Origin of the sequence: Bradyrhizobium sp. SZCCHNGR1005 (assembly GCF_032489995.1) — a bacterium.
Classification (GTDB): domain Bacteria; phylum Pseudomonadota; class Alphaproteobacteria; order Rhizobiales; family Xanthobacteraceae; genus Bradyrhizobium.
On the sequence record NZ_JAUEZC010000008.1, the window covers coordinates 130,363 to 142,904 of the forward strand.

Sequence of the window (12,542 nt, forward strand, 5' to 3'; positions counted from 1 at the left end):
AAGTGCTGCGGAGTGCATTGCTGACGGATCTCTATCAGTTGAGCATGATCGAGGCCTATTTGGTCTCGGGTCAGACGGATGCGGCTGTCTTCGAGTTCTTCGTACGTAAATTGCCGAGAGAGCGACATTTTCTGCTTGCTGCGGGTTTGGAACAGGCACTTCAGTTCCTGGAAAATCTGAAATTCTCAGACGAGGAGCTGAACTGGCTCGCCCAGTCCCGGAAGTTCAATCAGCAGCTCCTGGACTATCTCGCCACGTTTCGCTTCAGCGGCGATGTTCATGCGATGCCGGAAGGAACAGCGTTCTTCGAGAACGAGCCCATTCTCCGGGTTACCGCACCTTTGCCGGAAGCCCAGCTTGTTGAAACGCGTCTCGTCAATATCCTGCACTTTCAGAGCTTGATCGCCTCCAAGGCCGCCCGATTGAAGCTGTTGGCTCCGGACAAGCTGCTGGTCGATTTCGGCCTCCGCCGTGCCCATGGTGCCGAGGCCGGGCTGCTGGCGGCGCGAGCGAGCTATCTCGCCGGATTTTCCGGCACCGCTACACTTTTGGCTGAGAAGACATTCGGTGTTCCCGCCTATGGCACGATGGCGCATTCGTTCATTCAATCGTTCGACGACGAAGCGAAGGCCTTCGAGGTGTTTGCGCGCGCCCGGCCGCGCGACTTGGTGCTCCTGATAGATACGTATGATACCGAAGCAGCTGCGCACAAGGTGGTCGCGTTGGCGCCCCGGCTCACGGCGCTCGGAATTCCCATTCGCGCGGTTCGAATCGACAGCGGCGATCTGGCTGCACTTGCAAGAAGTGTCCGTCACATTCTGGACGCGGGCGGATTGAAGGACACCGGCATTTTTGTAAGCGGCGGGATCGACGAGGAGGTCCTGCTGGGCTTCTCGCGCCAGCAAGCACCGGTTGACGGTATCGGCATCGGCACCAACCTGACGACCTCATCGGACGTTCCTGGGCTCGATTGCGCCTACAAGCTCCAGGAATATGCCGGCCTGCCGCGCCGTAAGCGCTCGATGGGGAAGGCGACATGGCCCGGGCGCAAGCAGGTCTGGCGATGTTTCGATGGCGACGGCTTCATGTGTGGTGACGTGGTGTCGACGGAAGACGATTGCATAGAAGGCGAGACCCTCGTGCAGCAGGTCATGCAGGCTGGACGTCGTGTCGGTCCGCTCGTCTCGCTCCAGGAGAGCCGTGCCCGCGCCGAACAGCAACTGAGACAATTGCCTCAGGAACTGAGAACGCCGGCGCTGGCCGCGAATTATCCGGTGTGTATATCGGAACGCCTTCAGCATCTTGCCGTTGCCGCGGATGAAAGAATCAAGCTCGCGGAATTCCTGGCATGACCGCCGAGCGCTGTTCGGGTCGGAGGCGAGCTCAGCGGGGGAGATAGTTTCCAGGACGAAGCCGGTTTGCACGGATCAGTGAGGATGGCGTGGTAGAGGGGAGATACGGGAGCCGGGTGGGCGAGACTGGAGGAGGGGGGCCGCATGACCCCTTCTCCTGGTCCTTTCTTGCGGCAAAGATCGCAATCGATGCCTGGCAGTGGTGGCTCCAAGGTGGTGAGCTTGGAGAGGGCAGGCCGGAGCCTGACTTGCAGTGGACCACGCCCAATACGATCGCGCTTGAAATTGCCGATTTGCGGCTGCGGGACTTTTCACTCGCCCGCACGGGCGCGCCTGTTTTGATTTGTGCTCCTTACGCGCTTCATGGGGCTTCGATTGCGGATTTTGCTGCCGGGCATAGTATCGTCGAGGCGCTTCGGAACGGCGGCGTTGCTCGTCTTTACCTTGCGGAGTGGCGCTCGGCATCTCCCGACATGAGCTCGCGGTCCATCGACAGCTACCTCTCTGATCTGAATGTCGCAGTGGATGACATCGGCCATCCGGTCGATCTCGTCGGATTGTGCCAGGGCGGGTGGCTCTCGCTGATCTATGCGGCACGTTTTCCGAGTAAGGTACGCTGCTTGGTGCTCGCGGGCGTTCCGGTCGATATGTCGGTCGGCTCGGCGCTGTCTCGTGCAGTGGCGTCCATGTCGTCGGATGCCTTCAAAGTCTTGGTGGACAGTACGAGCGGCTTGGTAAGAGGCGAACAGATGCGGCGGTTCTGGGGGGCCTCTCCGGATCCGACGACCGCTTTGCAGAGAACGTTGTCACCGGACATTCTCAGTGACCGTCAATTCGTCGAGCGGTTCGATCGTTGGCAAAGGCAGACGCTCGATTTACCCGGTACGTTCTTTCTCCAAACAGTGAACTGGATCTTCAGGGAGAACCGGCTTGCGGCCGGAGAGTTCGTTGCACTCGGGCACGCGGTCCAACTGAACCGGGTGAGTGTGCCGGTCTTCCTGCTCGCTGGCGCCAATGACGAGGTCGTGCCGGCCGAGCAGGCTCTGGCGACCGCGTCGTTGCTGGGGACGCCCGACGCAGAGATCGAGACCGCCGTCGCGCCATCCAGTCATCTCGGCCTTTTCATGGGCCGCGAAACGATTGGCGTGTTCTGGGCGCGCATCGCCGATTGGCTTCGGAGCATGGACGGGAGGTCGTTGTAGGCGGTATCCGCGTGATCTGCAGCACGCTGAATTGGCTGTCTAGGCAGCCACGATGCGTCGCCCGTGCGCAATCAGCATTCGGAACGCTGCGATGATGTTGCCGCATTCGTGTATGGCAGATCGACGGATCGGAGAGCGGCTCTCTCTTCCAATAGTCGCCTCTCGATGTAGGCGCGCTCGACATCCGTCAAGGATGTCTGGAGCAACCTGCTATAGCGCTCAATATTGCGTCTGCGCGCCTGGACAAGAGTAATTGCGAAGTCCGCCATGTTCACCCCCTTTGCGAGACGGTGCATTAGAAAAGGGACGGCAAGGTCACACATTGACGGAAATCAATGGTGCTGGCGCCGATTGTCGCGGCCCGCAAGCGCAGCTTTAGATGCTCCGCTGCTTTGCGCTGTTGCGTAAGCGATGACAAAGATCCTCCAGCAGGGTTTGCCGATTCTCGAAGTTTATCAGCAGCGCGTCCGCCTGGCCGTGTTCGGCCGTACCGACGGCAAGGGCGTCTCGTATCCGACGGACATGGCTCACCCTTTCGCGTCCGCTGGCCGCTCGGCTTTCCGCGAATTCGAGCTGCTCCAGATCGTAGCTGAGCTTGTCCTCTTCGAAGATCAACAGCTTGGTGACAATGCTTCTCGTCTCGTGCGCAATATTGTGGTTATCGAGTAAGTCAAGGTAGTGATCGATATTGGCTTTGACCACGAAATCACTCATGACGCCCTCCGATACCCTGGAGTGGGCAAGAAGTACCGTTTGGATCACCTAAGAAGAGCAGAGAACAGTAGCCTTTCTTGAACGGTCTATAGCGACGAAACCCAACAGCGAAGGCCGAAAAACAACCTATGCTTGAATCTATATTGCAGGGCGGCCGATCTTGCAATATGGACATAGCCACGTAAGCGTGACACACGCCGATGTGGCAGCAGGCATGGTTAAATGTGCCGCGATGCACAAAACATGACGTTCACTGGGGGCCTGCGCGGGCCGAGCCGAAAGGTTAAGGGCGCCGCTGCCGTCCACTCATGAGGTTTAGCCTGCGTGAGTGTGGGACGGCATGGCGAGATATCGCTCGAACCAGTGCGCGGCGTATTCGATCACGGTGTCCATGGCTCCGGGTTCAGGAAAGAGATGCGTTGCGCCCGGAACGATCTCCAGCGCCTTCGGCGCGCGCAGACGTTGGAGTACATCTTCGTTCAACTCGATGACCCCGACGTCGGCGCCACCGACGATGAGGAGGGTCGGCGCAAGTACCTGGGACAGTGCATCGCCAGCGAGGTCCGGCCGTCCACCGCGAGAGACCACCGCCTTGACCCGTTCCGGATCACGCGCCGCAGCAACGAGCGCGGCTGCGGCGCCGGTGCTGGCGCCGAATAGGCCGGTCATGAGGCCGGTAACCGGGAGAGGCTGCTCGTCAAGCCAATGCAGAACCTCGATCAGCCGCTCGGCGAGCAGAGCGATGTCGAATGTGTTGGCGCGGTTGGCCTCCTCCTCCGGGGTGAGCAGGTCGAACAGCAGGGTGGCGAAGCCGCGTGAGTTCAGGGCTTTGGCAACCGCGACGTTACGCGGCGAGAGGTGGCTTGACCCGCTGCCATGGACGAAGACGATCAGTCCCGCGGGGCTCTTCGGTACGTTCAGGGTACCAGCCAGGCCCAACGGCAGGATGGTGAGATCGGATGATCTGATCGACCCGGTCATCGTAAGCAAGTGCCGGGGCTAGGCCTTGAGAGCCCTGATCTGTTCGGGCAGATGGTGCATTGCTTTTTCGAATTCGCCCGGATCGAGCTTCTGCCAGAGCAGTTCGAACACGCCGCGCGCGACCATCAGTGGATGGGCGGGAAATTGCTGCGGCAGTTGCGCAGCCACGTGTTCGACGAAATCATCGACATGACGCTCCTTGGTGGGAGTGCCCGCGACGTGCCAGTTTTCGTAGTAGATGCCGCGTACCAGGATCGGCAGCTGAGCTCCCAGCTTGATTGCGACCTCCGGAGGCAAGCGGTCGCGCAGGATATGCAGCACCGCTCGCAACGCACTATACGCTTGCTGGCGATTGTCGAGCCTGAGCTCTTCCTCCAGACCTTTGAGCCAAACGTTCGCCTCTTGAATCGTATGGTCCAGAGCGGTGACCCCTGTGACACTCATGACGAGCTCCTTTGAGGTGAAGGAAGCTCACGTCTTGCATGCATCCGTCGAGTCCAGCTTGAGCTGCATCAAACCGAATTCATGCGACGTCGGTGCAGCAGAGGTTGATCTCGCGCAAGGATGGCTGTCCTCTCGTCGGCAATATTGCGTGCGATATCTGCCTTCGTTGGAGGATGAGATGCGCAAGTTCGCGTTGCTTACTGCCGCTGCGATGGTCCTCTCGGTCGCGGCTGTGGCGCCCAGTAGCGCCCAGGCCGGCTGCTATCGGCTGGGCGAGACCGGCTACCACTGGTATCGGTCATGCTGGGGTCCGCACTGGATCTATCCCCATCATCGTGTCTGCCGTCGCGGTCATTGTTGGTATCGCTAATGGCTGGATTTGAGCCGGGCACGCCCATTTTGCCGGCTATGGAGATCGTGCGTGATCGCCCGATTGTCGTCGCGCTGCCGTGCGGTCAGTTCTGCAGGTGCTCGAGGTAGAGGTAGACGGCGGGCTCGGTGTACAGCGTGAGTGCTTGCGGCGCGGCAAGGACGCCAACGATCCCTCTCGTGGAAGGACGGAGTTTCGAGCCTGCGCCGGTGCCGGGCACGATTGGCACCGCGGGTCGCCTTGCCGGGCAGCAAATCACCACGCGGGCTTCCGATTGCTGATCGGCTTTCGTCGCCAGATACCAGCGATCAGCAGAGAAGCCTCCCTCGTAAACGGGCGCAACTCATTTGGAGCGGTCGCATGCGTGGTCCTTTGGTATGTGGTATCTTGCTCGTCTTGTGTATTCCCACGTTTGCGGCAGGGCGCGATCGAGTCCGGCCAATGACGCGACACGCGCACGCACACCGGGTGGTCAGTCCGAGTCCGGTTTTACGTACGCAATACGTGCCGTCGTTGACCCAATCCTATGGGACGTCCGGATCGCCGACGGTCCCACCCAGGACCTATGGAACATCCGGAACTTCCGTCGGAACTGTCACGGCTCCTTCAGTTGGCTCCTACTATTGGCCGTCGGTTGGCGTGACCAACGCGGTGCCCACCTGGAGCAACACCAATCCGCCTGCGCGGTAGGGGCATTGCTCTCCCGTCAACCGGTCAAACACGATTGGGGCAATTGCTGAAGGCTATGGCGATCTCGCGCGGCAGCAGCCGGCACGTCGGATGATGCATCGTGGCCTGCTTCGCAGATCGGTATTTGCACGGCACTCCGTTCCGATTTTCGCATGCGCAACGTGTGCAGCGAGGGATCAAATGCGGTACAAGCGCGTGAAATTCTGGCTGGTTTGGGACGCAAACCGAGCGCGCGGAGGCCTGATCCAGTCCATTGGAAAAACAGAGTAAGCTATTGAAGTTGCAGCATTATAAGTTCTCCGTGGCCCCCATGATGGATTGGACGGACCGGCACTGCCGCGTTTTCCATCGGCTCTTGTCGCGCCGGGCGCTGCTCTACACCGAGATGGTCACGACGGGCGCGGTCATCCACGGCGACCGGAAGCGGCTGCTTGGTTTCGATAAAAGCGAGCATCCGGTTGCGCTGCAGCTCGGCGGCTCGGAGCCTGGCGACCTCGCGACGTCGGCGAGGATCGGGGAGGATTTCGGTTATGACGAGGTCAATCTGAATGTGGGCTGTCCGTCTGATCGGGTGAAGGATGGTCGTTTCGGTGCCTGTCTGATGGCCGAGCCTGGGCTCGTCGCCGCCTGTGTAGCGGCGATGAAGGGCGCGGTGAGGATTCCGGTCACGTTAAAATGCCGGATCGGTATCGACGACCAGGATCCCGAAGTGGCGCTGGATGTGTTGGCTCGGGCCGTCGTCGCGGCCGGGGCCGATGCGTTGATCGTGCATGCGCGCAAGGCCTGGCTCAATGGCCTGTCGCCGAAGGAGAACCGCGACGTTCCGCCGCTCGATTATGATCGCGTGTATCGGCTGAAGGCTGCGCTGCCGCAGGTACCGATCATCATCAATGGCGGCGTTCCGAGCATCGAGGCCGCGAAGCAGCATCTCGCTCACGTCGACGGCGTGATGCTGGGGCGGGCGGCCTATCAGGAGCCGTGGCGGCTATTGGCCGTCGATCCCGAACTCTTCGGCGAAGCGCCGCCGCATGCGAGCATGAAGGATGCCTTGGCTGCGCTCGAGCCCTATATCGCACGTGAACTCGCCGGCGGCACGCGCCTGCACGCGATCACCCGCCACCTTGTCGGTGCTTACCACGCCGTGCCGGGCGCGCGTGCCTTTCGCCGCCATCTCGCCGAGTACGGCGTCAGGCCGGAGGCCGGCATCGCCGTGCTGCGCGACGCGGTCGCCATGGTCGAGGAGCGCGCCGCGTCGGTTGCGGCTTACGCTTAATTCGACCTGATCGCGGCGGTGAAGCTCCGGTCGACCGCCCTGCTGACCTCGAGATGCTTTGTGAGGATGCCGTAGCGGGTGGCGCGGTCCGAGGCAGCCTGTACCTCGTTGACCACACCGTCGTCGATCGCAATGGGTGAGGTGTGCTGAGCTTGATAGGCTGACTGCACCACATCCTCGGGCAGTTTGGTCAGCTCGGCCGTGTTTCTGGCATACTCCGCGATATGGTCGAGCGACCACAATCGCGCCTTGTTGAGGCGGTTGACGAAATCCTGGACGGCGGCGCGCTTGGCCACGATTGCCGCCTCCGACGCGACGATGAAAGTGATCGTGGGCGTCAGCCCGTCGCCATCGGCGATCACCCGCGCCTTGTCCTTGAGCACCGCATAGGAGACATAGGGCTCCCATACGGCCCAAGCGTCGACCGAGCCGGCGAGCAGCGCGACCTTGGCGTCGACCGGGCCGAGCGGAGCGAAGGTGGCATCGTCGAGCTTGTATCCTGCTTTCTCCAGGGTGGCATCGATCAGGAATTGGCCCCAGCCGCCGCGGGTGCCGGCCAGCCGCTTGCCCTTCAAATCGCCGGCCGACTTGATCGGCGAATCCTGCCGCACCAGGATCGCTTGCGTCTTTGCATCCGATCGTGTGCCACCGATCGCCTTGATCGGCGCGCCGCCGGCATAGACCGTGAGGAATGAGAGGTCGCCGGTGTAGCCGACATCGAGCGCGCCAGCGTTCAAGGCTTCGAGAATGGGGGCCGCCGCCGGAAATTCCGACCATTCGATTCGATAAGGCAGGTTGTCGGCGAGGCCGGAGATCTCGAGCAGCGAGCGATTGCCGCCTTTCTGATCGCCGACACGAAGGACGACCTGCTCGGCGGCTTTGGCGATTAGCGTTTCCGACAGGAGCAAGGCTGAGCCGAGCAACGCTGCAACAAGTAGCCGGCGATGCCATTGGCCATGCCGATGGGAGTTCGACCTCTTCATTCCTGGTCCCCGGATTTTCTATGTCAGTGCAGATCGCGAGTGCGCAACATCGAGTCTAAGATCGTGCGCTGTGCCGTCAATGAAATGCCTGACTGAATTGAGCGGATGGCAGATAACGTTCGTGTCGTTGATCGTGACGTGCATGAAACATGATGGTCTCGTGCTTGTTCGTGGACGAGATCGACGACAAACGTCGTGGTCTTGCGGGTGTCTGACACGACGATGTCTACAAAATCCTTTCACTGTCGATATTGGTGCGCGTGGAGATATTCGTTTGCCCGCGCGCGACATTCGAAAATCCATTTCATTGACGACGATCAGCCATCTCCGCATCATCAGTTCATCTTTTCGCGGTGCAAGAGCCGCATTTGTTCGGCGAACCATTTGACGCGCTCCGTTGATGGCTGAGTGTGCGGGCGTTGTGCGTCCGCGCAGACGGCGGAGTTTTGCAATGCAGGGGGTGGGATGAGCGACGAAGCAAAGCTTGATCAGACAAGATGGGACCGGCGCCGGTTGCTCCGGGCCGGCGGTGCTGCTGCGTTGCTGGCGCCGCTCGGGGGCTTGGGCGCGCAGGCTCTGTCATTGCGCGCGCCGCCGCAGATCGACTTCTCGGAGTTCCCGATCTGCAAGACCGGCTCCGACGCGCCGCCGCTGACAGGCGCGCCACGCAAGCTGCGGCTGTCCTGGAATGCGGGCGCGGTCTGCCTGACGCCGCTGCCGGTCGCGATCGACCAGGGCTTCTTCCGCAAGCAGAACCTCGATGTCGAGCTGGTCAATTACAGCGGCTCGACGGACCAGCTCCTTGAAGCCATTGCGACCGGCAAGAGCGACGCCGGGCTCGGCATGGCGCTGCGCTGGCTGAAGCCGTTGGAGCAGGGGTTCGACGTGAAGATTGCCGCAGGAACCCATGGCGGCTGCATGCGCGTGCTGGCGCGCGCTGATTCCGGCATCACCAAGCTCGCAGACCTGAAGGGCAAGGCCGTTGCGGTCGGCGATCTCGCCGGCCCCGACAAGAACTTCTTCTCGATCCAGCTGTCGCGGCTCGGCGTCGATCCGGTGAAGGATGTCGACTGGCGAGTCTATCCCGGCGCCGTCGTCAACCTCGCCGCCGACAAGGGCGAGGCGCAGGCGTTCCTGGCCTCCGATCCGCTGGCTTATCTCTGGCTGAAGGACCCCGCTTACAAGGAGGTCGCCTCTAACCTCGATGGTGAATATCGCGAGCGCGTCTGCTGCATCGTCGGCTTGCGCGGCAGCCTGGTGCGCGAGGAGCCGCAGGTCGGGCGAGCGCTCACCCAGGCGCTGCTCGATGCAGCGATGTTCACATCGCAAAATCCGAGCGTGGCAGCGAAGTCGTTCCAGCCTTATGCGCCGAAGAACGCCAGCCTCGAGGATATCGAGGGGATGGTCCGCTACCACACCCACCATCATCATCCGACCGGGGCTGCGCTGAAGCAGGAGCTCAAGGCCTACGCCGACGATCTGAAGGTGGTGTCGGTTTTCAAGCCGAGCACCGACACGAATAGGTTCGCGGAGCGCATTTATGTCGACATTTTCTCTGTCTGACGTCGCGGCAGCCAGTGAGCTGTCGCGGGGCAGTGCGCTCGTCGAACGGCTTCGCGGGGCGCTGCCCGGGCTCGCCGCCGCGCTCGCCTGGGCTGCATTCGGTATCTCCTGCCTGATCCGGGAGGATCTCGGCGACTGGTCGCGGACGCAGGAGGTCGCGATCGCGGCCTTCGTCGTCGCAATGCTGGTTCTGACAGGGACGTTAGGTGGCCATCATCTCGGCCGCGCAGGGGATGGATTGCGCCGGCGCGCGCCGTGGCTGATTGTGCTCGGCTTGGTCCTGTCGGTCTGGGAGCTTGCGACCGCCAAATTCGCCCTCCTGCCGTTGCCGTTCTTCCCGCCGCCGCAGGCGATCGTCGAGGTCTATACCGACGATCTGCCCAAGCTCGCCGACAGCGTTTTCGCCTCTATCAAGCTGCAACTCGGGGGCTACATCATCGGTGCTGCGCTCGGGTTCATCACCGGTGTGGCGATCGGCTGGTCGACCAGCATCGGTTACTGGGTTCATCCGGTGCTGCGCTTCATCGGCCCGTTGCCAGCGACCGCCTGGCTGCCGATCGCCTTTTTCACCTTCCCCTCGAGCTGGAGCGCCTCGACCTTCCTGATCGCACTGGCGACCGGTTTCCCGGTGACTGTGCTCACCTGGTCAGGCGTGGCGAGCGTCAGCTCGGCCTATTACGACGTAGCCCGCACCCTCGGCGCCAAGCCCTCATTCCTGGTGCTGAAGGTCGCCATTCCCGCCGCGCTGCCGCATGTCTTCGTCGGACTGTTCATGGGGCTCGGCGCGTCCTTTGCCGTGCTCGTGGTTGCCGAGATGATCGGCGTCAAAGCAGGCCTCGGCTGGTACCTGCAATGGGCACAGGGCTGGGCCGCTTATGCTAACATGTACGCCGCGCTGCTGGTGATGTCCCTCTTGTGCTCGGGCGCGATCACGCTGCTGTTCAGGGTGCGCGATCGCGTTCTTATCTGGCAGAAGGGCGTCGTCAAATGGTAGCGCAAACGATTGTCGAGCCGATCGCCTATCCGGCGGTCGGCGCCTCGATCGACATCGAGCATGTCGATCATGCCTTCGACATCGATGGCACCGAGCTCCAGGTGCTTGACGACGTAAGTCTGATCGTAGAGCCCGGAGAATTCGTCGCGCTGCTCGGCCCATCTGGCTGCGGCAAGTCGACGTTGCTGCGGCTGATCGCAGGCCTGGAGGCGCCGCGCAGTGGCGTGTTGCGCGAGGACGAGATTCGGATCAAAGGGCCGCATCCGTCTCGCGTCGTCGTGTTCCAGGATCCGACGCTGTTTCCCTGGCGCTCGGTCTGGGACAATGTGGCGCTCGGGCTGGAAGCGCAGGGCATCCTGAAGACGCTGCGGCATCGTGTCGATGCCGCGCTCGATCTCGTTAGCCTCTCTGGCTTCCGCAACGCCTATCCGCATCAGCTGTCCGGCGGCATGGCGCAGCGCGTCGCGCTGGCGCGGGCGCTGGTCAACGATCCCAAGGTGCTGGTGCTCGACGAGCCGCTCGGCAAGCTCGATTCGCTGACGCGGATCGCGATGCAGGCGGAGCTCGTGGCGCTGTGGCAGCGCAAGGGATTTACGACCTTGCTCGTCACCCATGATGTCGAGGAGGCGTTGGTGCTCGCCAACCGCGTCGTGGTGCTGAGCGACCGTCCCGCGCGGGTCAAGGCCGATATCGCGGTGGCGCGGCCCTATCCGCGCCATCGCGGCGATCCTTACCTTGCCGATCTGCGCCGCCGGATTCTCGGTCTGCTCGGTTTGGAGGCGACATGGTAGCGGCGATCGAACGGACGGCGGTGCAGCCCAAGGCGGGCGAGGACGAACTGATTGCGCGCGCGCAGAAGCTCGCGTCGCTCTTTGCCCAGCGTGCGGTGGTGCACGACCGCGATGGCAACGTTGCATCCGAGAGCTTCCAGGATTTGTTCGACGCCGGACTGTTGTCCCTGACCGTGCCCGCGGCGTTCGGCGGTCACGGCGCCGGTGCGCGAATGACGTCCCGTGTGCTCGGCGTCGTGGCTCAGGCCGATCCATCCACCGCGCTGATCCTGGCCATGCATTACATTCAGCATTTCGTGATGGCCCGGAGCAACGAATACCCGCCACGGCTGGCGCGCAAGCTTGCGCAGGAGTCGGTGGAGGCCGGCGGGCTGATCAATACGTTGCGGGTCGAGCCGGCGCTCGGATCGCCTTCGCGCGGCGGGCTTCCTGAGACCGTCGCCCGACGCACCGAGACCGGCTGGCGATTGACCGGGCACAAAATCTATTCGACCGGCGCGCCGATCCTGAAATGGTACTCGGTCTGGGCCAGGACCGACGAGGCCGAGCCGCGGCTCGGCCTGTTCCTGGTGCCGGCGGGGCTGCCGGGCACGCGCATCGTCGAGACCTGGGACCATCTTGGCCTCAGGGCGAGCGGCAGCCACGACGTGATCTTCGATGATGTGGTGATCCCGCTCGACTACGAGATCGCGCTACGCAAGCCGGAAGCTTGGCGCGTACAGGATCCGACTCAGGCACTGGTGCACGGCATCTTTGTCGGTGCGATCTATGACGGTATCGCGCGTGCCGCGCGGGATTGGATCGTCGGGTTCCTGAAGGCGCGGAGCCCGTCGAGTCTTGGTGCGCCGCTCTCGACCTTGCCCCGTGCGCAAGAAATTCTTGGCGGCATCGAGGCGAAGCTGCAGGTCAATGCGCGGCTGATCGACGGCGCCGCGCGGGAGTTCGACGAAGGCATCGTTCCGAGCGCTGCCGAGTCCAACATCATCAAGCTCACCGTCACCAACAACGCCGTGACGGCGGTGGAGGATGCGCTGTCGCTATCGAGCAATCACGGTCTCAGCCGGACCAATCCGCTGGAGCGGCATTATCGCGACGTGCTGTGCGGCCGGGTGCATACGCCGCAGGACGATGCGACGCGCATTGCCGCCGGCCGCCTGGCGCTCGGTCTCTGAATTTTTCAAAAAG

Annotated in this window: 12 protein-coding genes; 8 read left to right on the top strand and 4 right to left on the bottom strand. The window is 62.4% G+C overall.

Annotated features, from left to right (window positions below; all coding sequences use genetic code 11):
- Positions 1-2: 2 nt before the first annotated feature.
- Together QXZ85_RS27705 and QXZ85_RS27710 are read left to right on the top strand one after the other, a co-directional pair.
- Positions 3-1,352, top strand: a complete 1,350-nt coding sequence (locus tag QXZ85_RS27705) for a nicotinate phosphoribosyltransferase (protein WP_316184821.1) — start codon at positions 3-5, stop codon at positions 1,350-1,352.
- Between the two features lie 248 nt (positions 1,353-1,600).
- Positions 1,601-2,554, top strand: a complete 954-nt coding sequence (locus QXZ85_RS27710; RefSeq protein WP_315705175.1) for an alpha/beta fold hydrolase — start codon at positions 1,601-1,603, stop codon at positions 2,552-2,554.
- 375 nt (positions 2,555-2,929) lie between these two features.
- On the opposite strand, the gene QXZ85_RS27715 is transcribed toward QXZ85_RS27710, so the two are convergent.
- The 3 genes from QXZ85_RS27715 to QXZ85_RS27725 form a co-directional block, all read right to left on the bottom strand.
- Positions 2,930-3,268, bottom strand: coding sequence for a hypothetical protein (locus tag QXZ85_RS27715; RefSeq protein WP_315705176.1), 339 nt, complete (start codon positions 3,266-3,268; stop codon positions 2,930-2,932).
- 315 nt (positions 3,269-3,583) lie between these two features.
- On the bottom strand, positions 3,584-4,249 hold the full coding sequence (locus QXZ85_RS27720; RefSeq protein ID WP_315705177.1) for a dienelactone hydrolase family protein: 666 nt from the start codon (positions 4,247-4,249) through the stop codon (positions 3,584-3,586).
- A gap of 18 nt (positions 4,250-4,267) precedes the next feature.
- The gene (locus tag QXZ85_RS27725) at positions 4,268-4,693 is read right to left on the bottom strand and encodes a DUF2267 domain-containing protein (protein WP_315705178.1); all 426 of its coding nucleotides are present in this window, start codon (positions 4,691-4,693) and stop codon (positions 4,268-4,270) included.
- A 730-nt stretch (positions 4,694-5,423) separates the two neighbouring features.
- Here QXZ85_RS27725 and QXZ85_RS27730 point away from each other — a divergent pair.
- Both QXZ85_RS27730 and dusA read left to right on the top strand, forming a co-directional pair.
- On the top strand, positions 5,424-5,753 hold the full coding sequence (locus tag QXZ85_RS27730; protein ID WP_315741342.1) for a hypothetical protein: 330 nt from the start codon (positions 5,424-5,426) through the stop codon (positions 5,751-5,753).
- Between the two features lie 274 nt (positions 5,754-6,027).
- Positions 6,028-7,026, top strand: a complete 999-nt coding sequence (gene dusA, locus QXZ85_RS27735) for a tRNA dihydrouridine(20/20a) synthase DusA (protein ID WP_409998218.1) — start codon at positions 6,028-6,030, stop codon at positions 7,024-7,026.
- On the opposite strand, the gene QXZ85_RS27740 is transcribed toward dusA, so the two are convergent.
- On the bottom strand, positions 7,023-8,009 hold the full coding sequence (locus QXZ85_RS27740; protein WP_315768118.1) for an ABC transporter substrate-binding protein: 987 nt from the start codon (positions 8,007-8,009) through the stop codon (positions 7,023-7,025). The two genes, dusA and QXZ85_RS27740, sit on opposite strands and share 4 nt — an antisense overlap.
- A gap of 465 nt (positions 8,010-8,474) precedes the next feature.
- Here QXZ85_RS27740 and QXZ85_RS27745 point away from each other — a divergent pair, with 465 nt between their 5' ends.
- The 4 genes from QXZ85_RS27745 to QXZ85_RS27760 are packed head-to-tail and all read left to right on the top strand — an operon-like array spanning position 8,475 to position 12,529.
- Positions 8,475-9,572: an ABC transporter substrate-binding protein gene (locus QXZ85_RS27745; RefSeq protein WP_315705181.1), complete on the top strand. Its 1,098-nt coding sequence runs from the start codon at positions 8,475-8,477 to the stop codon at positions 9,570-9,572.
- Positions 9,550-10,566 carry an ABC transporter permease gene (locus QXZ85_RS27750; protein WP_315705182.1) on the top strand — a complete coding sequence of 339 codons (1,017 nt, stop codon included), beginning with the start codon at positions 9,550-9,552 and terminating at the stop codon, positions 10,564-10,566. Before QXZ85_RS27745 ends, QXZ85_RS27750 begins: the two co-directional genes overlap by 23 nt.
- Complete coding sequence (locus QXZ85_RS27755) at positions 10,560-11,357, top strand: ABC transporter ATP-binding protein (RefSeq protein ID WP_315768117.1); 798 nt, start codon at positions 10,560-10,562, stop codon at positions 11,355-11,357. The genes QXZ85_RS27750 and QXZ85_RS27755 overlap by 7 nt, the downstream gene beginning before the upstream one ends.
- Positions 11,351-12,529: an acyl-CoA dehydrogenase family protein gene (locus QXZ85_RS27760; protein WP_315705184.1), complete on the top strand. Its 1,179-nt coding sequence runs from the start codon at positions 11,351-11,353 to the stop codon at positions 12,527-12,529. The genes QXZ85_RS27755 and QXZ85_RS27760 overlap by 7 nt, the downstream gene beginning before the upstream one ends.
- Positions 12,530-12,542: the final 13 nt, after the last annotated feature.

Excerpts from the sequence above, each read along its gene's own strand:
- QXZ85_RS27715 (WP_315705176.1), bottom strand. The coding sequence starts at position 3,268 with ATGAGTGATTTCGTGGTCAAAGCCAATATCGATCACTACCTTGACTTA.
- QXZ85_RS27720 (WP_315705177.1), bottom strand. The coding sequence starts at position 4,249 with ATGACCGGGTCGATCAGATCATCCGATCTCACCATCCTGCCGTTGGGC.
- QXZ85_RS27725 (WP_315705178.1), bottom strand. The coding sequence starts at position 4,693 with ATGAGTGTCACAGGGGTCACCGCTCTGGACCATACGATTCAAGAGGCG.
- QXZ85_RS27730 (WP_315741342.1), top strand. The coding sequence starts at position 5,424 with ATGCGTGGTCCTTTGGTATGTGGTATCTTGCTCGTCTTGTGTATTCCC.
- QXZ85_RS27740 (WP_315768118.1), bottom strand. The coding sequence starts at position 8,009 with ATGAAGAGGTCGAACTCCCATCGGCATGGCCAATGGCATCGCCGGCTA.
- QXZ85_RS27745 (WP_315705181.1), top strand. The coding sequence starts at position 8,475 with ATGAGCGACGAAGCAAAGCTTGATCAGACAAGATGGGACCGGCGCCGG.
- QXZ85_RS27750 (WP_315705182.1), top strand. The coding sequence starts at position 9,550 with ATGTCGACATTTTCTCTGTCTGACGTCGCGGCAGCCAGTGAGCTGTCG.
- QXZ85_RS27755 (WP_315768117.1), top strand. The coding sequence starts at position 10,560 with ATGGTAGCGCAAACGATTGTCGAGCCGATCGCCTATCCGGCGGTCGGC.
- QXZ85_RS27760 (WP_315705184.1), top strand. The coding sequence starts at position 11,351 with ATGGTAGCGGCGATCGAACGGACGGCGGTGCAGCCCAAGGCGGGCGAG.